We start from the raw sequence: 19,225 nt of genomic DNA on the forward strand, positions 1-19,225 counted from the left end.
AATGCGCTGTTGTTCCCCCGTTCATCCCCGTCGTCGGATCCACCTGTGCCGTGGCGGCCCATGGCTGCCCTTTCTCGCGGTTACAGTGGCCGCCAATCTTCATAACACCTTTGCGACACCGTTGTCACAGCAATCCCCGGAGTCCCACCACAAATCCGGAAATTGTCACTCAAATCAGGACAAGTCATCACCGAAAGTGATCCCACCCGCGCCGGCCGATCTCGCGCCCATGAACCAGCACACCTTCACCCTCGGCCACCCGGCCCACGACCTGCCACGACGGCGGCAAACTCACCTCTGCGGGGAAGACCGCCGCGAGCGCGTGATCCTCACCACCCGTGAGCACCCACTCCAGCGGATCGACCCCGAGTTCCTTGGCTGCGACCGCCACCGGCTCCCCCACGGCGAAGGCCCGCGGATCCAGCTCGATGCGCACGCCGCTGGCCTCGGCGACGTGGCCGAGGTCCTGCAGCAGCCCGTCGCTGACGTCCAGCATCGCGCTCGCGCCCAGCTCGGCCGCCCCCGGCCCCATCGCGTACGGCGGGCTGGGCCGCCGATGCGCGACCACGACCTCCTCCAGGACGGGGTTCTCCGGCACGCCCGCCTCCAGCAGCGCCCACCCGGCGGCGGCGTACCCCAGCCGCCCGGTCACCGCCACGACCTGCCCGGGCCGGGCGCCGGAGCGCGTCACGGGAGCCCGCCCGCCCAGGTCGCCCAGCGCGGTCACCCCGATGACCACCAGGTCGCACCGCGTGATGTCGCCCCCGGCGACGCTCGCCCCGACCACCGCGCACTCGTCGCGGAACCCGTCCGTCAGCTCGTCGAGCCATGTCAGCGGCAGGTCGGCGGGCATGCCCAGCCCGACCACGAGGGACGTCGGCACGGCGCCCATGGCTGCCACGTCGGCGAGGTTCTGGGCGGCGGCCTTACGACCCACGTCGTAACCGCTGGACCAATCCCGCCGAAAATGTCTACCCTCGATCAGCAAATCCGTTGAGACCACGACCCGGCCGTCAGGCGCGCTGACCACGGCGGCGTCGTCCCCCGGACCGAGCATTACCGCCGCACCCTGGGGCAGACGACTGGTAATCCGATTTATCACTCCGAATTCGCCGAGATCTCCGACTGTGATGACGCACCTCCTGACGCACACAGGGTACGGTGGCCCTTCGGCGTGATCCAATCGCCCGGGAGGACGTGATGGTGCAGGCCTACATCCTTATCCAGACCGAGGTCGGCAAGGCCGCTGCCGTGGCTCGCGAGATTTCCGGGATTCCCGGGGTCACTCAAGCGGAAGACGTGACGGGGCCCTACGACGTGATCGTGCGCGCGGAGGCCAACAACGTCGACGAGCTGGGCAAGCTCGTGGTGGCACAGATTCAGGCGGTGGAAGGGATCACGCGTACTCTTACGTGTCCGATCGTCCACATTTAAAGGTAGTCGTCGCATGCGTGCCGCCGCCGCCCTGCTCGTTCTCCTCGCGCTCGCCGGTTGCGGCGGCACCGTACAGGTCGAGCCGCCCAAGCCGACGGGCGAGGCGGTGACGGCCTGCGGCAAGCTGGCGACGCTGCTGCCCCAGACGCTCGACGGCGACCGGCGTGGCGCGTCCACGCCCGAGTCGCCGTACGTGGCCGTCTGGGGCGACGGGGTCATCGCGCTGCGCTGTGGCGTGCCCAGGCCGGCCAGGATGGCACCCACCGACCAGCTCCAGGAGATCGGCGGGGTGGGCTGGTTCGCCGACCCCGACAGGCCCACGTTGTTCACCGCGGTCACGGACGCGGCCTACGTGGAGGTCACGGTCGGCGGCGAGCACGTGGCCGCCGAGGTGCTGGCGGACCTGTCGAAGCCGATCGCCCAGGTCTCGCCCCCGTCCCAGTGATCGCGCGATCTCAACGCAGGCCCGCCGAGCGCGACAGCGCGAGCTGGATGAGCCGGTCGACCAGCGCCGGGTAGTCCAGCCCCGAGGCGGCCCAGAGCTGCGGCGCCACCGACAGCGACGTGAACCCGGGCATGGTGTTGATCTCGTTGAAGATCAGGTGGCCCTCGGGCGTGTAGAAGAAGTCGACCCGCGCGAGCCCCTCGCAGTCGAGCGCCTCGAACGCGCGCACCGCCATGGCCCGCAACTGCTCGGCCGCCTCCTCGGGGAGGTCGGCGGGCACGGTGAGCGACATCTGGTCCGGGTAGTACTTCGCCGCGAAGTCGAAGAACTCCTGCCCGCCCTCGACCTTCACCTCGCCGGGCCGCGACGCGACCGCGGGCTCGTCGCCGAGCGACTCCAGCACCGCGCACTCGATCTCGCGGCCCACGATGGCGGCCTCGATGAGCACCTTGGGGTCGTGCTGCCTGGCGACCTCCACGGCCGCCTCCAGCTCGCCCAGGTCGTGGGCCTTGGAGATGCCCTGCGAGGACCCGGCCCTGGCGGGCTTGACGAACACCGGCCAGCCGAGCCCCTCCGCCTCCTTCAGCACGCGGTCGCGGTCGAGCCGCCAGTCGCGGTCGCGTACGACGACGTGCCGGCCGATCGGCAGCCTGGCGGCGGCCATGACGGTCTTCATGTGGGCCTTGTCCATGCCCACCGCGCTGGCCAGCACGCCCGAGCCGACATAGCGCACCCCGGCCATCTCGAGCAGCCCCTGGATGGTGCCGTCCTCGGCGAACGGGCCGTGCATCACGGGGAACACCACGTCCACCGAGCCGAGCTCCACGGGGATGCTGCCGGGGTCGTACGCCACCAGCGAACTCCCACCGGACGGCAGCGCCAGCGCCGCGCCCGAGGTGTCGACGACCGGCAGCTCGCCCGACTCGATGGCGAACCGCTGGTCCGAAGCCGCCAGCACCCACCTGCCGTCCTGGGCGATCCCGATGGGGATCACCTCGTACTTGCTCCTGTCGATCGCATCCAGCACACTGCCCGCGCCCATCAGGGACACGGCGTGCTCCGAATTGCGGCCTCCGAAAACAACGGCGACGCGTGGCTTGCTCATGGTGTCCGAATCTACCGGGGTGTCCGGGTCACAGCGAGCCGAGCACGCCGTAATCAGGACTTTCTCCCATCCTTACACGCCGTACCGCTCCGGTTTGGGCGATCGGGACATGAGCAACATGCCCGCCTCCGCCGGGGACATGCCGTCGTGCACGACCCCGACGACGACCTCGGTGATCGGCATCTCGACGTCGTGCTTCCTGGCCAGCTCCAGCACGGACTCGCAGGACTTCACGCCCTCGGCGGTCTGCTTGGTGGCGGCCACGACCTCGGCGAGGGTCATGCCCCTGCCCAGGTTCTCGCCGAAGGTGCGGTTGCGCGACAGCGGCGACGTGCAGGTCGCCACGAGGTCTCCCATGCCCGCGAGCCCCGCGAACGTGTGCTGGTCGGCCCCCAGGGCCGCGCCCAGGCGGGAGATCTCGGCCAGCCCCCTGGTGATGAGCATGGCGCCGACGTTGTCGCCCATGCCCATGCCCGCGGAGACGCCCACGGCCAGGGCGATCACGTTCTTCACCGCGCCGCCCAGCTCGACGCCGACCACGTCGTGGTTGGTGTACGGGCGGAACCACGGCGGCAGGTGGCAGATCGCCTGCAGCCGGGCGGCGACCGACTCGTCGGTGCAGGCGACGACGGTGGCGGCGGGCTGGCGTTCGGCGATCTCCTTGGCCAAGTTGGGGCCCGAGACGACCGCGACCCGCTCCTCGGGCACCTCGGCGACCTCGCGGATCACCTCGCTCATCCGCTTCGTCGTGCCCAGCTCGATGCCCTTCATCAGGCTCACCAGGACGGCGTTCGGCGGGATGTGCTCGCGCCAGGCGGCCAGGTTGGGCCGCAGCTGCTGCGACGGCACCGCCAGCACCACGAACTCGGCCCCTTCGAGCGCCCGGGCCGGGTCGGTCGTGGCGCGCAGCTTCTCCGGGAGGGGGAGGCCCGGCAGGTAGTCGGGGTTGACGTGGTCGCGGTCGATCGCCTCGACCAGCTCCCGCCTGCGCCCCCAGAGTGTGACCTCGTTGCCTGCCTCGGCCAGGATCGTCGCGAACGTGGTCCCCCACGAGCCCGTCCCGAAAACGGCCACCTTTGTCATGCCATCACTCCTTGGCCGGATCGTAGGGAGTCTCGGGGGCCTTCTCGCCACGCAGCTCGGCGAGCTGCTGGGTGATCGCGGCCGTGATGTCGGCCGTCGCCGCGCGCAACACCTCCGCCTGCAGGGGCCGGCCCTGGTACTTCGACAGGTCCACCGGCGGGCCCACCGTCACGCGGAACGTCTTGCGCGGGAACAGCCTGGGCTTCTTCTCCCCGTACGGCAGCAACTCATGCGCGCCCCAGTGGGCCACCGGGATGACCGGCGCGCCGCTCTCCAGCGCCAGCCGGGCCGCGCCCGTCTTGCCCACCATGGGCCACAGATCCGGATCGCGGGTGCAGGTGCCCTCGGGGTAGAACAGGATCGCGCCGCCGTCCTCGAGCCGCTGGGCCGAGATGTGCAGGGACTTCGCCGCCTCGGCGCTGCCCCGGTCGACGGGGATGGCCAGGAGCCCCGTCACCGCCCTGCCCAGGAACGGCACCTTGAACAGAGCGGACTTGGCCAGGATTACCGGCCAGCGCCCGTTGTTGTAGAGGAAGTGCGACAGCAGGACCGGATCGGCCCAGGAGAGGTGATTGGTCGCGATGATCACACCGCCGGTGCGCGGGATGCGCTCCCCACGACGCCAGTCCCTCTTGACCAGGAGCCAGGACAGCGGTTTCACGATGACGACTGCCAGGGTTTCCCAGAAACGCGATGGTCGCGCGGGGCGGCTCATGGTCTCCTCCAACACGTACGGAATGCGCCCCAAGTCTCCCGGTTGGCCGCGCGGGATGTCGAGGCGGGATGCTTAAGACTATGAGCATCCGCTGGTCCCTGGTCATCCCGGTGAAGACGCTGGTCGCGGCGAAGACGAGGCTGGCGGCGGCCACGGGCCCGCACCGGACCAGGCTGGCCGTGGCCGTGGCGAGTGACACGGTGGCGGCGGCGCTCTCGTGCGCGCGGGTCGCCCGGGTGATCGTGGTGACGGCCGATCCGGCCGCGGCCGGGCCCCTGGGCGCGCTGGGGGCCGAGGTGGTGCCCGACCCGGATCGCGGCCTGAACACCGCCCTGCGCACCGGGGCCGCCCATGCCGTACGCGTCGCGCCGGGCGACGCGGTGGGGGCGCTCCAGGCGGACCTGCCCGCCCTGCGGTCGTCGGAGCTGGGGACGGCGCTGGAGGCCGCCGCCGAGTTCGACCAGTCCTTCGTGCCGGACGCGCTCGACGTCGGGACGACCTTCTACGGGGTGCGGCCCGGGATGCCGTTCACGCCGAGGTTCGGCGGGGAGTCGCGGGCCAAGCACCTGGCGGGCGGGGCGAAGGAGCTGTGCCTGACGGGGATCGACTCGGTGCGGCGGGACGTGGACACGCCCGACGACCTGCGCGCGGCGATCGCGCTGGGCCTCGGCCGCCACACGGCCGCGGTGGTCGCCGAGCTGTGGCCCGGCTCATGAGACGGCTGGGTTCCGGTCTCCCTGCCGAGGTCTCATGAAGTGGTCGCGGACGTCTTCATGATGGCGGGCGAGGTCGCCACCGCCAGGTGCGCCAGGCCCATCAGGGCCACGGCCGCGGCGAAGGCCGCGTAGCCGCCGAGCCACTCCCCCAGCGCGCCGCCGGCCAGCCCGCCCAGCGGGGCGGCGCCCCACATGAGGAAGCGCATGCTGGCGTTGACCCGGCCCATCAGGTGGTCGGGCGTGATGCGCTGGCGGTAGCTGAGCTGGGCCACACCGAAGATCGAAGTCACCGCGCCGAACAGCGACGAGGCCACCGGGAAGATCAGCAGCCGCCAACCGGGGCCGGTCGCCAGCGCGGGCAGGTAGAGCACGGCCGCCAGGACGGCGGAGCCGTACAGGGTGGGGCCGCTGCCGAAGCGCGCGGTGACGCGGGCCACCAGCGCGGCGCCCACCAGGGAGCCGACGGCGGCGGCCGACAGCAGCAGCCCGTACTGGGCGGAGCCGAGCCCCAGCTCCTTGACCAGGTAGAGCGGCAGGCCCACGGCCGAGATGCCGTTGGCGGTCATGACGAGCGCGCCCACGATCACGACCCTGCGCAGCACCCGCTCTCCCGCGACGAACCTGATGCCCTCCGCCACCTCCTGGCGCAACCTCCGCTCGCCGCGCCGCGGGCTCTCCTCGGCGCGCACGCCGGACAGCAGGAGCGCGGAGAAGAGGTAGCTGACGGCGTCGGCGAGCAGCGCGATCGGCGCGGTGAACACGGCCACCGCCCAGCCTCCGACGCCCGGTCCCGCGAGCAGCGAGGTGTTCCTGGTGACCTCCAGGACGCCGTTGCCGCGTTCGAGGCGCTCCTTGGTCACGATGGCGGGCAGGAAGCTCATGTGGGCGACGTCGAAGAAGACCGTGCCCACGCCCAGCACCAGGGCGACCGCGTACAGCTGCGGCAGCGTCAGCACGTCGAGCCAGGCCGCCACCGGGACCGACAGCAGCGCCACGCCACGCGCGACGTCGGACCAGATGAGGATCGGGCGGCGCCGCAACCGGTCCACCCACACGCCCGCGGGCAGCCCGATCAGCAGGAAGGCGAGCGTCTCGGCCGCCGACAGCAGGCCGAGCTGGAGGGCTCCTGCGTCCAGGACGAGGAGCGCCGCCAGGGGTAGGGCCACGACCGTGACCTGCGTGCCCATCTGTGTGATGGCGTTCGCCCACGCGAACCGCCAGAAATCGCCCGTACGTCCCATGTCTCTCGATCTTTGCCGCCTGGCCGGGCAAGGGGCAAACGAATTACGCTGATCAGCGTGCAGGGAACGGTACGCAGCTTCGACGAGGCCACGCGCTCGGGGACGGTGTTCCTCGACGACGGGACCGTGCTGGAGTTCGGCACGTCCGCCTTCGACGCGGGGCCGCTGCGGCTGCTGCGCACGGGCCAGCGGGTCAACATCGGGATGTCCGGCGGGGAGATCGCCTACATCACGCTCTCGACCTTCCCGGTCCCGGACGCCTTCCGCGGCCGCCCGCCGGCGGGCGATTCCGAGTAACAGGCCCTTTTGCCGGGTCACGGCCCGGCCGATTGCGGGCCGAAATGCGAAACGCCCGGGCCGATGGCCCGGGCGGAAGCGCGTGCTGGGTTTACTTCTTCTTTCCGGCTTTCTTGCCGCCCTGGTTGACCAGTTCCTTGAAGTCGGATCCCGGGCGGAACTTCGGCCCCCAGCTCTCGGGGACGTTGATTTCCGCGCCGGTCGACGGGTTCCTGGCCGTGCGGGCGGGCTTGTTCACCATCTCGAATGCGCCGAAGCCCGTGATCGAGACCTTGTCGCCGCTCGCCACGGCCTTCTGGATGGTGTCGATGACCGCGTTCACGGCCTCGGTGGCCGTCTTCCTGTCGCCAACCCGATCAGCGATGGCCTCGACGAGTTCTCGCTTGTTCATGAAAGTCCTGCTCCCCCAGTTACGGCTCGGGGTTCCAGCTCATGAGTTCGCCCTAGAAACCCCTTACGGGCTTGAAAGTAGGCGGGATCGCCGGTGAACTCAATCACCTAGCGCGTTTTCCTCACTACGTGGCGTGTCGAGAGAGGCCAGAAAGGCATCGAGGCGGGCGGCGGCCCTTTCCGGGTCACGCTTCGCCAGATCGCAAATCGCGAGGTAGCGGCGGGCCAGCCGATCCTTCTCGGCCGCTGGAAGCATGCGGACGCGGCGGTGCGCCTCGCGCAACCGCCGCGCCAGTTCGTCGTCTTCTAGACGGTCGTCGGCAGCCATGGCTGCCGACCATTCTCGTACGCCGCCACATCGTCGGCGTGACGCAGGGTCAGCCCGATGTCGTCGAGGCCCTCCATGAGCCGCCAGCGGGTGTAGTCGTCGATCTCGAACGACACGGCCTCATCGGCCCAGCGGACCTGGCGTTCGACCAGGTCGACGGCGACCTCGAGCTTCGGGTCCGCCTCGACGGCCGACTGCAGCGCCTCGACCTTGTCGCCCGGCAGGATGACCGGCAGCAGGCCCATCTTCGTGGAGTTGTTGCGGAAGATGTCGCCGAAGCGTGCGGCGATCACGGCGCGGAACCCGTACTGCTGCAGCGCCCAGACCGCGTGCTCGCGCGAGGAGCCGGTGCCGAAGTCGGGGCCGGAGACGAGGATCGAGCCGCCCTCGTAGGACGGGTCGTTCAGCACGAACGTCGGGTCCTCGCGCCAGGCCGCGAACAGGCCCTTCTCGAACCCGGTGCGGCTGACCTGCTTGAGCCAGACGGCCGGGATGATCTGGTCGGTGTCGACGTTGCTGCGGCGCAGCGGCACCGCCGTACCGGTGTGGGTGGTGAATGCTTCCATCGGTCCAGGTCTCCTTACAGGTCGGCGGGCGCGGTCAGACGGCCGGTGACGGCGGTCGCGGCGGCGACCTGCGGCGACACCAGGTGGGTGCGGCCACCCTTGCCCTGGCGGCCCTCGAAGTTGCGGTTGGAGGTGGAGGCGCTGCGCTCGCCGGGCTGGAGCGTGTCGGGGTTCATGCCCAGGCACATCGAGCAGCCGGCCTCGCGCCACTCGGCGCCGGCGGCCTTGAACACCTCGTGCAGGCCCTCCTGCTCGGCCTGCAGCTTGACCAGCATCGAGCCGGGGACGATCAGCGTGCGGGTCTTCACCTGGCGGCCGCGCAGGATCTCGGCGGCCGAGCGCAGGTCCTCGATGCGGCCGTTGGTGCACGAGCCGACGAACACGGTGTCGACCTCGATCTCACGCAGCGGCGTGCCGGCGGTCAGGCCCATGTACTCCAGCGCCCGCTCGGCGGCCGAGCGGGCGACCGGGTCGGAGAAGCTCTCCGGGGACGGGACGGACTCGCCCAGAGGCAGGCCCTGGCCCGGGTTGGTGCCCCACGTGACGTACGGGGTCAGCGTCGTGGCGTCGATCTCCACGACCTTGTCGAACACGGCGTCGTCGTCGGTGCGCAGCGTCTTCCAGTACGCGACGGCCTGGTCCCACGCCTCGCCCTCGGGCGCGTGCGGGCGGCCCTTCAGGTACTCGAACGTGGTCTCGTCCGGCGCGATCATGCCGGCGCGGGCGCCCGCCTCGATCGACATGTTGCAGACCGTCATGCGGCCCTCCATGGAGAGCTTGCGGACGGCCTCGCCGCGGTACTCCACGATGTAACCCTGGCCGCCGCCGGTGCCGATCTTGGCGATGATGGCCAGGATCAGGTCCTTGGCGGTCACGCCGGCGGGCAGCTCGCCGGAGACCTCGATCGCCATCGTCTTCGGCCGGTACGCGGGCAGCGTCTGCGTGGCCAGCACGTGCTCGACCTCGGAGGTGCCGATGCCGAACGCGATGCCGCCGAACGCGCCGTGCGTCGAGGTGTGGGAGTCACCGCACACGATCGTCATGCCCGGCTGCGTCAGCCCGAACTGCGGGCCGATGATGTGCACCACACCCTGACCGGCGTCGCCCATCGGATGGAGCCTGATGCCGAACTCGGCGGCGTTCTTGCGCAGCGTCTCGACCTGCGTCTTGGACACCGGGTCGGAGATCGGGCCGAGCACGGTCGGCACGTTGTGGTCCTCGGTGGCGATCGTGAGATCGGGCCGCCGCACCTTCCGGCCGGCGAGACGGAGCCCGTCGAACGCCTGCGGGCTGGTCACCTCGTGAATGAGGTGCAGGTCGATATAGAGCAGGTCCGGTTCGCCCTCGGCACGCCGGACTACGTGCTGCTCCCAGACCTTCTCGGCCAGTGTGCGGCCCATGATCTCCTCCTGTTTGTTCGCGGTGCGCCATCGCACCGCTTGCTCAGGCCCGGTCCCGCCGGTCGCCGCTCCGGGGGACCAGCGCTCCCTCCGTGCCTTCTACGATGCTTCGCATCGCGGCCCGGTCGCTCAGGTCCGGTCTCTTCCCTCGTCACTCCGGTCGCTACGCTCCCTTTGTTCCTCAGTCCAGAGACCGGCGCTCCCTTGCGGGGGAGTTTGCCTCCGACTTGCCTTCTCATATGTCGAGACGGCAGTATCGGTGTATGGACAACTCTAGCGGAGTCGGAGTACTCGACAAGGCAGTTCTTGTACTCAATGCCCTCGAAGCGGGGCCCGCTTCACTGGCGCAGCTCGTCCAGGCCACCGGTCTGGCCCGCCCCACGGCCCATCGGCTGGCCGTCGCACTTGAGCACCACCGCATTGTGAGTCGTGACACACAGGGCAGGTTCGTCCTGGGTCCCCGGCTTTCCGAGTTGTCCACCGCGGCCGGCGAGGACCGGCTGCTGGCGGTGGCCGCCCCCGTGCTGATGCAGCTCCGGGACCTCACCGGGGAGAGCGCGCAACTCTATCGCCGGCAGGGCGACGAGCGCGTGTGCGTCGCGGCCGCCGAACGTGCGAGCGGCCTGCGGGACACCGTGCCGGTGGGCTCCGCGCTGCCCATGTCGGCGGGCTCGGCCGCGCAGATACTGCTGGCGTGGGAGGAGCCGGACCGGCTGCACCGCGGCCTGCGCGGCGCCAAGTTCAGCGCCGCCACCCTCGCCTCCGTACGACGCCGTGGCTGGGCCCACAGCGTCGGCGAGCGCGAGCAGGGGGTGGCCAGCGTGTCGGCGCCCATAAGGGGCAGCGGCGGCAAGGTGATCGCGGCCGTGTCGGTCTCCGGCCCCATCGAACGGCTCACGAGGGCGCCGGGCCGGCTCCACGCGGTGCCCGTTATGGCGGCGGCCGAACGTATAACAGAGGCAATGCGTCGCACGTCATGATCGGCGAAAGCAGGTATTTGGGGAGCCGAGTGCCTCGTGGGCGCACTAGCCTGAGTGCGTGACAGATCGCATCGAGGTAGCCGCCACTGAGCTGCGACCCCTGCTCGAAGAGTTCATCATGTGGGCGCGTGCGAACGCCCCCGGAAGCGACCCCGAGCTCGTGGGGCCCGCCGCACTGTGGCACCGTCTCGCCTTCTCGCAGGACCTCGGCACGTGGAAGCGTGCTGACCTGCGCAACCTGCTGCTCGACCGCATGCCCAAGGTCGTGGAGGATCCCGACGCCGCCGCCGACGGGATGCTCCCGGCCGTGGACGCGTACCTGACGTTCCTCTCCCAGACCGGCAGGCTGGCCAAGGGCTCGGACTCCCTCGCCGATCTGCAGGCTGAGCTCGACGACGTCGAGGACGAGTTCGTCGACCTCATGGAAGAGCTGCTCGACGACGCCGAAGGCGACGACGACGGGGAGGACGAGGTCGGCGACCTGGGCGATTTCGAGCCGTTCGCGGACGACCTCGCCGAACTCGACACGATCAGGCTGCGGCCCGACTCGGAGCTCGCCGCGGCGGCCCGTCAGGCGCCGCTGGTGGCCAAGGCCCGCGACCTCGCCCTCTGGGTGGGTTCCGGCCGCCGGGTGGGCGAGGACACCCTGCTCACCGACGCCGAGGTGGAGGAGGCGCTGGCGGTCGTCGGGCTGCCCAGGCCCGACACCGACGGCCCGATCGCCGAGGTCGTCCCGCAGCTCTGGAACATCTGGAACCTGGCCGTGGACCTGGAGTTCCTCCAGCCCGGCGAGGGCAACACGGTCGCGGTGCAGGACGACACCTCCGAGTGGCCGTTCGACGACGACGAGGACGTGCTCGACGCCTGGATGCTCGGGCTCCACTCCGTCGACTACGGCGACCCGGAGCTGAGCGACGAAGACCTCACGATGGCGCTGGCGGGCCTGACCCGGGGCCTGCTGGTCAGGCTGCTGCTGGCGGGCGGCTCGCGCGAGCTCGACGACCTGGCGCAGGACCTGGCCGAGTCCGCCGCCGACCTCGACGAGCTGGGCTCGGACGCGTGGGAGGCGGCAGGCGAACCGCTGGCCCCCGCGATCGACTGGCTCGTCGGGTACGGCATGGTCGAGGTCGACGGCAGCGCCATCCGCCTCACGCCGCTCGGCACCGAGGGGGTCGTCCACCTGGTGGACGACGCCGACATCGAAGTGGACGCGCGGCCCGCGATCGAGTCCATGAGCGCCCACGAGCTGCTGGCGCTCAGCGCCGAGCTGCCCGAGGAGGAGGCCGACGCGGAGTTCGCGGCCTGGATGCGGCTCCGGGAGCCGGGCAAGGCGGCCGAGGAGCTGCTGGAGGCTGCCGCCGAGGACGAGAGCGACGCGCTGATCAGGGTGCAGGCGGCCAGCGTGGTCGGCACCCTGGGCGAGGCCGCCATCCCGGCCTGGCAGGCGGCACTCAAACAGGGCTCGCTCCGGCCCTACGCGGCCACGCACCTGAGCCAACTGGAGGTCGAGGGGGCTCCCGAGCCCACCCAGGACGACACCCACTGGCTGATCCTGGACATGTGGACGATCTCGGCCGGGCTGGGGCGTTCCGAGTTCGTGAGCAGCCTGCGGGACATCGGGCCGGAGATGGTCAACAACCTGCTCGAGGCGATCTGGCGGATTCCGCACGCGCACGTGGAGGAGCTGCTGGACCTGATCTCCCAGGTCCACCCGGACAAGCAGGTCGCCAAGGCGGCCCGCCGCGCGCTCTTCAAGGCCCGCTCCGTGTAACCACCGCTCCATGGAGGCCCTCGCCACTCGGCGGGGGCCTTTCCGCTCCCCTCTCTTCTCAGGCGAGCCACCCACCACACGCGGCCTGGCCTCCTGGGGCCTTTACGCTCACGACGAGCCCCACCCGCCGCAAGGGCCGGAGGCCTTGGGCGAGCAAGCACCGCACGCGGCCAGGCTCCGTGGGCCTCGGACTCCACAATGGGCGCCCATCGAACGGGGCCGGAAGCTTGGGGTCGGTAGCCACCATACGCGGCCGGACGCCTCGGGTCGGCGGGCCGCTGCACGTGGGTGGGTCCAGGGAGACGGTTGCGCGGTAGGCGGGGCTGGAAAACAGAAACGCTCCGGGCTGTGAGCGCCGGAGCGAGGGTGATAGACGTAGTCCCGACCGGATTCGAACCGGCGCTACCGCCTTGAGAGGGCGGCGTCCTGGGCCACTAGACGACGGGACCTTCGCGGGCTTGTGACAGTGGTAGTCCCGACCGGATTCGAACCGGCGCTACCGCCTTGAGAGGGCGGCGTCCTGGGCCACTAGACGACGGGACCCTGTCCACAAGCTGCTGGTGCCGGGATCTCCCCGGCAACGCAGGTAACTCTACCGCACCCCGGAGACCACTCCAAACTGCTTAACGGCCCATCAGGTCGGGCCTGTGGCGGCGTACCCAAGCCCCCATCGCCCCGCCTTCCCACAGCGGGTCGAACTCCCCGAGCGGGATCGCCACCTCCGGCCGGCCGGTGACCGGGTCCACGGGGACACGGGCCAGCCGCTCGCGCATCCAGCCCGGCACCCGAGGCGGCACCGTACGTTCGCCCCACCCGACGAGCCCCACCGAACGCAGCGGCTCCACCCGCACCCGCACGCCGCCCGGACGGCCGATGCGCCTGGGGCTGGCCAGTTGGGTGTCCACGACGTCGATCCTGGTGATGTCGGGCCAGCGGAGGTGGACGCGGAAGCCGTACGAGTCGGTCAGCTCCACGCCGTCGGCGGAGAAGCGGACGACGGTGCCGGTGGTCAGGCGGCGGTGCTTGGCCACGAGCACGGCCAGAAGGCCAGCGGTGGCCAGCGCCCCGATGAGGGCGCCCAGCGGGGTGCTGCCGGTGAAGATGGCGCCGAGGAGCAGGCAGACGACGAAGAAGAGGGCGAGCGGAGCGACGAACGGGGCGACGAGGCGCGGGAAGTTGCCCGTGCGAATACGAAACTCATCCATAAGTCGGGCGGACTCTACCCAAACCACTGCCGTGACTCCACCCTCCCGGCCCTCTCCCGCTGCCAGTCGGTGGGTCAAACCCTGGCCGGGGAGGCGCTCATCTCCATCACCACTGTCAGTCGGTGAGGAGGCCGCGGCGGTAGGCCTCGGCCACGGCGGAGGCGCGGTCGCGGACGTCGAGCTTGGCGTAGATGTGCAGGAGGTGAGTCTTGACGCTGGCCTCGCTGATGAACAGGCTCGCCGCCGCCACCTTGTTCGTCGCTCCCCCGGCCACCAGGCGCAGCACCTCCAGCTCCCGTTTGCTGAGCCTGCCCCTGGTGGGCTTGCGGAGGGCCGCCGCGAGCCGGCCGGCCACGGCGGGGGCGAGGACGGTCTCGCCCCGGTGGGTGGCTCGGACGGCGCGCACCAGCTCCTCCGGCGGAGCGTCCTTCAGCAGGTAGCCGGCGGCGCCCGCTTCGAGGGCGGGCAGGACGTCGGTGTCGAACGTGGTCAGGACCAGCACCCGCGGGCCCGTGCCGCTGAGGCGGCGGATGGCGGTGACGCCGTCCATCCCGGGCATGCGCAGGTCCATGAGGACGATGTCGGGCTCGAGCTCGGCGGCCAGGCGTACGGCCTCCGCGCCGTCGGCCGCCTCGCCGACGATCTCGAGGTCGGGCTCGCCGCCGAGTGCCGCGCGCAGGCCGTCGCGCACGATGGGGTGATCGTCCGCTATCAGCAGCCTCAGCCGCATCTCTCCCCTTCCGGCCGGCACCCGTCCCTCGTCAGGGTCTCATCGATCACCCCTCCTTGGGTCGACTGGCCACACGTCCGATGATCAGGGCGCGAGGCGCCTCTTCCGCCTTTGGGAAAGAGGGAGTGGAGGGGAGCAGGGGGCGGCTGCCGCTCCCGGGTGGTGGCCGTGGCCGGCTCGCGGATCATGGAAGGTCGTCCTCGGCGGGGATCGCGGGGATGGCGGCGGCTACGGCGGTGCCCTGGCCGGGGGTGGACTCGAGGTGGAGGGTGCCGCCGACGGCGCGGACGCGTTGGCGCATTCCGTCGACGCCGAAGCCGTCAGCGGGCTCCTGCGAGGCGAAACCGGCGCCGTCGTCTCGAATGTCGAGGAGGACGGTTTCGTCCGTGTACGACAGGGTCAGGCCCGTCCTGGAGGCTCTGGCGTGCTTGGCGACGTTGGCCAGGGCCTCCTGGGCCACGCGGAACAGCGTGTCCTCGATGGGGGCGGCCAGGGCGACCGGGGTGCCGGTGATCTCGAGGGTCAGGTCGACGCCGGCCGACCGCGACCACGACTCGGCCAGGTCGGTGATCGCGTCCGGGAGCTTCGAGGTCTCCAGCGGCTCCGGGCGCAGGGCGCGTACGGACCGGCGGGCCTCGGAGAGGCTGCGGTGAGCCAGCTCGGCGGCCTGGTCGAGGTGGCGGCGGCGGGTCTCGGCCCGGGAGGTGCGGTCAGCGGCGTTGAGCTGGCCGATCAGGGCGACGAGGTCCTGGGCGACCGTGTCGTGGATCTCGCCCGCCACGCGGTGCCGCTCGTCGAGCACGCCCGCTCGCCTGGCCTGGTCGAGGAGCCGGGCGTTGAGGGAGGCGTTCTCGGCCATGGCGGCGCGCAGGCGCGCGACCAGGCGGCGGCGCTTGTCGTGCTCGCCGGAGACGTACCAGCCGGCCACGACCAGCGGCAGCGCCACGCCCGCGATCACGGTGAGCAGGGTGCCCCGGGCGCCCGGGCCCGCCTGGGCCGTCACGATGACGATGGCGGTGAGCGTCACGCCCGCCATGGTCAGCCGGGCCGGGAGCAGGGCGCTGGCCAGCGGGTAGCCGATCGAGGCGAACACGATGAAGGCGGGGCTCGCGGCCGTCAGCGCGGCGGCGAGCGCGATCAGCACGAGGAAGTGGCCCACGACGAGCGCGCGGCGCGCGTCCCTGCGGGGGTGGAGCCAGCCGATCGGGGCCACCCACACCGCCGCGGCCAGCGCGACCGCCGGCCACCACGGCGCGAACGCCGCCGGGCCGGGGCCGAAGTCGGCGGCCGGCCCGCCGGACCACGACCCGGCGACCGCCGTCCACGCCGCCGCAGGACCGCCGCCCGCCGCCGTCGGGAGGCCGCCCGTCGCCGCCCACCCCGGGCCTGCCGTTTCGGCGAGCCAGGCCGGCAAGGGGCCGGCCAGCCAGCGGAGGAGGGGCCAGGGCACGTCCGCGAGGGCGGCCGCGGTCGAGGAGATCCCCAGCAGTCCGTAGGCGAGGAACAGAAAGGCCCCGCGTTCGCGCCCGTCGAGCCAGCTCATGGGGTCAAGCCTGGCATGGCGTCAACCGATCGGTGGATGCCGGACGTCCACCGCACGACGAGCCGGGCAGGCGATGTGCACCAGCTCTGAGCTGGGCGAACATCGAGTCATGAGCTTTCCGACCCGTAGGGACATGTTTCAGTACGCCGCCGTCGCGGGCGCGGGCGCCGTGGGCGCCCAGGCCGCCAAGCCGAGGCGGGAAGTGACCACGTACGTCTTCGTGACCGGCGCGAACGGCTCGGCCAGCGGCGACTCCGAGCTGACGCTGCGCGGCCACCGCACCGTGGGCGTGGCACTGCCGGGGCACGGCCCCGAGGAGCAGTTTCACCTCGCCTACCAGACCCCGCAGGACCTGGAGAAGCTGGCCACGCTGCCGTCGCCGGTGGCGGGGGTCACGCTGGACGACTATGTCGAGGCCACGGTGGACGCCGTGCGCCGGGTCTCCGGCCACGGCCCGGTGATCCTGGTGGGCGGCAGCCTGGGCGGCGCGACCATCACGAAGGCGGCCGACGCGGTGCCCGACCTGATCGACCTGCTCGTCTACGACACCGCGTTCTGCTGCACGAAGCTGAGCTCGCCCAACGACTATCTGGGGACGCCGGAGGGCAAGGAGAGCCTGGCGGGCAGCGTGGCGGCGGGCATCATCGCCGACCCCAGGGTGATCGGCGCGATCCGCATGAACTGGCGGACCAACGACAGGAAGTTTCTGGACGCGGTCAAGACGGCGTTCATGGCGGAGGCGAGCGAGGGCGAGCTCCTGGCCATGCTGAACACGTTGCTGCCGGATGAGAGTCTCCTGGTGGGGAGCGCCGACGCTCGGGGGCGCAAGGAGGCGTGGGGACGGGTGCCGCGCGTCTACATCAGGCACACGCGGGACAGAGTGATCCCGCTCGCACTGCAGGACCGGATGATCAAGGAAGCGGATGCGGCCACGCCAGGCAACACGTTCAAGGTCTACTCAGTGGAGGCTTCGCATGCGCCGACGGCGAGAACGTACCGGCTGATTACCGAAATCCTGCACAAACTGGCGAAATGATAAAGCTGGGGTACCAGGACTCGAACCTAGACTAACTGAACCAGAATCAGTCGTGCTGCCAATTACACCATACCCCACCGCTTACGACCCCTGGGGGCCGCTCTCGGCGACGTCCGAAAGAATAGCCCAGCTCTGGGGGTAAGACCAAAACGAATAGCCAACGAACCCTCCAGCGCCCACAGCAGCGGCCCTCACGTGCCAAGCTGAAGAGGACAAAACACCACGTGGAGGAGCCCCACCGTTGGCCGGTAACCCGTTCTTCACCCCTAGCGACCTGCCGTACGAACTGCCGCCCTTCGCCGACGTCCGCGAGGAGCACTACCTGCCCGCGTTCGAGCGCGGCATGGCGGAGCAGCTGGCGGAGGTCGGCGCGATCGCAGGCAGCACCGAGGCGCCGACGTTCGACAACACGATCGCCGCGCTCGAGCGGTCGGGACGGATTCTCGACCGCACGGCCACGGTCTTCTTCAGCATCGCCGCCTCCAACACCACCGACGGCATCATGGAGATCGAGAAGGAGATCTCTCCCCAGCTGACCAGGCACGGCGACGCGATCCGGCTGAACCGGGCGCTGTGGGCGCGCATCAAGCAGGTGTCCACGGAGGATCCGGAGGAGGCCTGGCTGCTGGAGAAGTACCGGGAGGACTTCATCAGGGCGGGCGCCGACCTGTCGGAGCCGGACCAGGACCGGCTCCGGCAGCTCAACGAGGAGCTGTCGAAGCTCTCGACGGAGTTCGCGCAGACGCTGCTGAAGGCCTCGACGGAGTCGGCGCTGGTGGTGTCGGACCCCAAGGAGCTCGACGGCTTCGACCAGGCCAAGATCGAGTCGCTGCTCAAGGACGGCAAGTACGTCCTGCCGCTGCTCAACTTCACCGTCCAGCCGGGCCTGGCCCAGCTCACCGACCGCGACGTGCGCCGCAGGCTGTACGAGCTGAGCGTCGGGCGGGCGCCCGGCAACTTCGAACTGGCGGCCAGGATGGCGGCGCTGCGGGCCGAGCGGGCGGCGCTGCTCGGGTTCTCCAGCCACGCGGCGTACGTGGTGGCCGACCAGACGGCCAAGACCGTCGAGGCGGTCGAGGAGATGCTCGGCCAGCTCGTCGCCCCCGCCGTGCGCAACGCGCGCAAGGAGGCCGAGGCGCTGTCGGAGCAGGCCGGGTTCGACATCGAGCCGTGGGACTGGTCGTACTACTCCGAGAAGGTGCGCCAGGCCCGCTACGACTTCGACGCCGCCGAGATGCGGCCGTACTTCGAGCTCGACCGCGTCTACCGTGACGGCATCTTCTTCGCGGCCGGGAAGCTGTACGGCCTCACCTTCACCGAGCGGCCCGATCTGGGCGGATACCACCCCGACGTGACGGTGTACGAGGTGTTCGACGAGGACGGGAGCCGCCTGGGGCTGTTCGTGCTCGACCCGTACGCGAGGGAGACCAAGCGCGGCGGCGCGTGGATGAACAACCTGGTCGACCAGTCGTTCCTGTTCGGGCAGCTGCCGGTGGTCATCAACAACCTCAACGTCACCAAGCCGGCCTCGGGGCCGACGCTGCTGACGTACGACGAGGTCAACACGGCCTTCCACGAGTTCGGGCACGCGCTGCACGGGCTGTTCTCCCAGGTGCGCTTCCCGCGCGTGTCGGGCACCCACGTGCCGCGCGACTTCGTCGAGTACCCGTCACAGGTCAACGAGATGTGGGTGACCTGGCCCGAGGTGCTGGCCAACTACGCCAAGCACCACGAGACGGGCGAGCCGATGCCGGCCGAGCTGGTGGAGAAGCTGCAGGCGGCGGAGAAGTTCAACCAGGGCTTCAAGACCGTCGAATATCTCGCCGCGACCCTGCTCGACTGGGCCTGGCACAAGCTGGCGTCCGGAGAGACGGTGGCCGACCCCGAGGCGTTCGAGTCCGCGGCCCTGGAGGCCGCCCAGATCGCCGTGCCACAGGTCGGGCCGCGTTACAGGACCAACTACTTCGCCCACATCTTCTCCGGCGGCTACAGCGCCGGCTACTACTCCTACATCTGGAGCGAGGTGCTCGACGCGGAGAGCGTGGAGTGGTTCAAGGAGAACGGCGGGCTCACCAGGGCCAACGGTGACCACTTCCGCCGCGAGCTGCTCTCCCGAGGCGGCAGCCTCGACCCGCTGACCGCGTTCCGCAACTTCCGCGGGCGCGAGCCCAGCATCCGGCCGCTGCTCGTCCGCCGCGGCCTCGACTGAGCCTGTGCGGCCGGCGGCCCGCCCTGCGGGC

At 70.8% G+C, this 19,225-nt stretch carries 20 protein-coding genes and 3 tRNA genes; 8 read left to right on the forward strand and 15 right to left on the reverse strand.

All coding sequences use genetic code 11. The features are described from left to right. Window positions 1-187: 187 nt before the first annotated feature. The gene (locus ACWDX9_RS13290) at window positions 188-1,153 is read right to left on the reverse strand and encodes a thiamine-phosphate kinase (protein ID WP_449952806.1); all 966 of its coding nucleotides are present in this window, start codon (window positions 1,151-1,153) and stop codon (window positions 188-190) included. A 47-nt stretch (window positions 1,154-1,200) separates the two neighbouring features. On the opposite strand from ACWDX9_RS13290, the gene ACWDX9_RS13295 reads away from it, so the two are divergent. After that, window positions 1,201-1,434, forward strand: a complete 234-nt coding sequence (locus tag ACWDX9_RS13295) for an Lrp/AsnC family transcriptional regulator (protein WP_106249262.1) — start codon at window positions 1,201-1,203, stop codon at window positions 1,432-1,434. 13 nt (window positions 1,435-1,447) lie between these two features. Continuing rightward, window positions 1,448-1,879: a DUF3515 family protein gene (locus ACWDX9_RS13300; RefSeq protein ID WP_449952809.1), complete on the forward strand. Its 432-nt coding sequence runs from the start codon at window positions 1,448-1,450 to the stop codon at window positions 1,877-1,879. Window positions 1,880-1,889: 10 nt separating this feature from the next. Here the strand turns inward: ACWDX9_RS13300 and ACWDX9_RS13305 are convergent, their stop codons facing one another. The 3 genes from ACWDX9_RS13305 to ACWDX9_RS13315 all read right to left on the reverse strand — a co-directional run bounded on the left by ACWDX9_RS13305 (window position 1,890) and on the right by ACWDX9_RS13315 (window position 4,782). Then, complete coding sequence (locus ACWDX9_RS13305; RefSeq protein WP_449952812.1) at window positions 1,890-2,984, reverse strand: D-alanine--D-alanine ligase family protein; 1,095 nt, start codon at window positions 2,982-2,984, stop codon at window positions 1,890-1,892. 72 nt (window positions 2,985-3,056) lie between these two features. Continuing rightward, the gene (locus tag ACWDX9_RS13310; protein ID WP_350729715.1) at window positions 3,057-4,067 is read right to left on the reverse strand and encodes an NAD(P)H-dependent glycerol-3-phosphate dehydrogenase; all 1,011 of its coding nucleotides are present in this window, start codon (window positions 4,065-4,067) and stop codon (window positions 3,057-3,059) included. 4 nt (window positions 4,068-4,071) lie between these two features. Beyond that, window positions 4,072-4,782, reverse strand: a complete 711-nt coding sequence (locus ACWDX9_RS13315) for a lysophospholipid acyltransferase family protein (RefSeq protein ID WP_364262563.1) — start codon at window positions 4,780-4,782, stop codon at window positions 4,072-4,074. Window positions 4,783-4,862: 80 nt separating this feature from the next. Here ACWDX9_RS13315 and cofC point away from each other — a divergent pair, with 80 nt between their 5' ends. Further along, window positions 4,863-5,498 carry a 2-phospho-L-lactate guanylyltransferase gene (gene cofC, locus ACWDX9_RS13320; RefSeq protein ID WP_350729713.1) on the forward strand — a complete coding sequence of 212 codons (636 nt, stop codon included), beginning with the start codon at window positions 4,863-4,865 and terminating at the stop codon, window positions 5,496-5,498. Window positions 5,499-5,530: 32 nt separating this feature from the next. On the opposite strand, the gene ACWDX9_RS13325 is transcribed toward cofC, so the two are convergent. Next, the gene (locus tag ACWDX9_RS13325; protein ID WP_449952815.1) at window positions 5,531-6,739 is read right to left on the reverse strand and encodes an MFS transporter; all 1,209 of its coding nucleotides are present in this window, start codon (window positions 6,737-6,739) and stop codon (window positions 5,531-5,533) included. Window positions 6,740-6,796: 57 nt separating this feature from the next. Here ACWDX9_RS13325 and ACWDX9_RS13330 point away from each other — a divergent pair, with 57 nt between their 5' ends. After that, window positions 6,797-7,036, forward strand: a complete 240-nt coding sequence (locus ACWDX9_RS13330; protein ID WP_449908398.1) for a hypothetical protein — start codon at window positions 6,797-6,799, stop codon at window positions 7,034-7,036. A 91-nt stretch (window positions 7,037-7,127) separates the two neighbouring features. Here the strand turns inward: ACWDX9_RS13330 and ACWDX9_RS13335 are convergent, their stop codons facing one another. The 4 genes from ACWDX9_RS13335 to leuC all read right to left on the reverse strand — a co-directional run bounded on the left by ACWDX9_RS13335 (window position 7,128) and on the right by leuC (window position 9,720). Next, the gene (locus ACWDX9_RS13335) at window positions 7,128-7,427 is read right to left on the reverse strand and encodes an HU family DNA-binding protein (protein ID WP_350729708.1); all 300 of its coding nucleotides are present in this window, start codon (window positions 7,425-7,427) and stop codon (window positions 7,128-7,130) included. A gap of 99 nt (window positions 7,428-7,526) precedes the next feature. Further along, a complete protein-coding gene (locus ACWDX9_RS13340; RefSeq protein ID WP_355380484.1) occupies window positions 7,527-7,754 on the reverse strand; it encodes an SCO5555 family protein in 228 nt (75 codons plus the stop codon). Beyond that, a complete protein-coding gene (leuD, locus tag ACWDX9_RS13345) occupies window positions 7,733-8,320 on the reverse strand; it encodes a 3-isopropylmalate dehydratase small subunit (RefSeq protein WP_449952819.1) in 588 nt (195 codons plus the stop codon). Before leuD ends, ACWDX9_RS13340 begins: the two co-directional genes overlap by 22 nt. Before the next feature lie 14 nt (window positions 8,321-8,334). After that, a complete protein-coding gene (gene leuC, locus ACWDX9_RS13350) occupies window positions 8,335-9,720 on the reverse strand; it encodes a 3-isopropylmalate dehydratase large subunit (protein ID WP_449952822.1) in 1,386 nt (461 codons plus the stop codon). Window positions 9,721-9,983: 263 nt separating this feature from the next. Between leuC and ACWDX9_RS13355 the strand changes: the two genes are divergently transcribed. Both ACWDX9_RS13355 and ACWDX9_RS13360 read left to right on the forward strand, forming a co-directional pair. After that, a complete protein-coding gene (locus ACWDX9_RS13355) occupies window positions 9,984-10,700 on the forward strand; it encodes an IclR family transcriptional regulator (protein ID WP_350729701.1) in 717 nt (238 codons plus the stop codon). A 58-nt stretch (window positions 10,701-10,758) separates the two neighbouring features. Then, entirely contained in the window at window positions 10,759-12,471 is a 1,713-nt protein-coding gene (locus ACWDX9_RS13360; protein ID WP_449952825.1) for a hypothetical protein, read from the forward strand. A gap of 376 nt (window positions 12,472-12,847) precedes the next feature. On the opposite strand, the gene ACWDX9_RS13365 is transcribed toward ACWDX9_RS13360, so the two are convergent. From ACWDX9_RS13365 to ACWDX9_RS13385, 5 genes are all read right to left on the reverse strand, one after another. Next, window positions 12,848-12,920: transfer RNA gene (locus ACWDX9_RS13365), tRNA-Glu, on the reverse strand. A gap of 18 nt (window positions 12,921-12,938) precedes the next feature. After that, window positions 12,939-13,014: transfer RNA gene (locus ACWDX9_RS13370), tRNA-Glu, on the reverse strand. An 80-nt stretch (window positions 13,015-13,094) separates the two neighbouring features. Beyond that, window positions 13,095-13,676 (reverse strand): hypothetical protein, encoded by a 582-nt coding sequence (locus ACWDX9_RS13375; RefSeq protein WP_449952827.1) that lies wholly within the window; start codon window positions 13,674-13,676, stop codon window positions 13,095-13,097. Between the two features lie 115 nt (window positions 13,677-13,791). Then, window positions 13,792-14,406, reverse strand: a complete 615-nt coding sequence (locus tag ACWDX9_RS13380) for a response regulator transcription factor (protein WP_357743520.1) — start codon at window positions 14,404-14,406, stop codon at window positions 13,792-13,794. Window positions 14,407-14,590: 184 nt separating this feature from the next. After that, window positions 14,591-15,949 (reverse strand): sensor histidine kinase, encoded by a 1,359-nt coding sequence (locus tag ACWDX9_RS13385; RefSeq protein ID WP_449952830.1) that lies wholly within the window; start codon window positions 15,947-15,949, stop codon window positions 14,591-14,593. A gap of 109 nt (window positions 15,950-16,058) precedes the next feature. Here ACWDX9_RS13385 and ACWDX9_RS13390 point away from each other — a divergent pair, with 109 nt between their 5' ends. After that, window positions 16,059-16,985 carry an alpha/beta fold hydrolase gene (locus tag ACWDX9_RS13390; protein WP_449952832.1) on the forward strand — a complete coding sequence of 309 codons (927 nt, stop codon included), beginning with the start codon at window positions 16,059-16,061 and terminating at the stop codon, window positions 16,983-16,985. 5 nt (window positions 16,986-16,990) lie between these two features. On the opposite strand, the gene ACWDX9_RS13395 is transcribed toward ACWDX9_RS13390, so the two are convergent. Further along, a tRNA-Gln gene (locus ACWDX9_RS13395) sits at window positions 16,991-17,062 on the reverse strand. A gap of 164 nt (window positions 17,063-17,226) precedes the next feature. On the opposite strand from ACWDX9_RS13395, the gene ACWDX9_RS13400 reads away from it, so the two are divergent. Further along, complete coding sequence (locus ACWDX9_RS13400) at window positions 17,227-19,194, forward strand: M3 family metallopeptidase (protein WP_449952835.1); 1,968 nt, start codon at window positions 17,227-17,229, stop codon at window positions 19,192-19,194. The last annotated feature ends 31 nt before the right edge of the window (window positions 19,195-19,225 follow it).

This window comes from Nonomuraea sp. NPDC003201 (genome assembly GCF_053590415.1).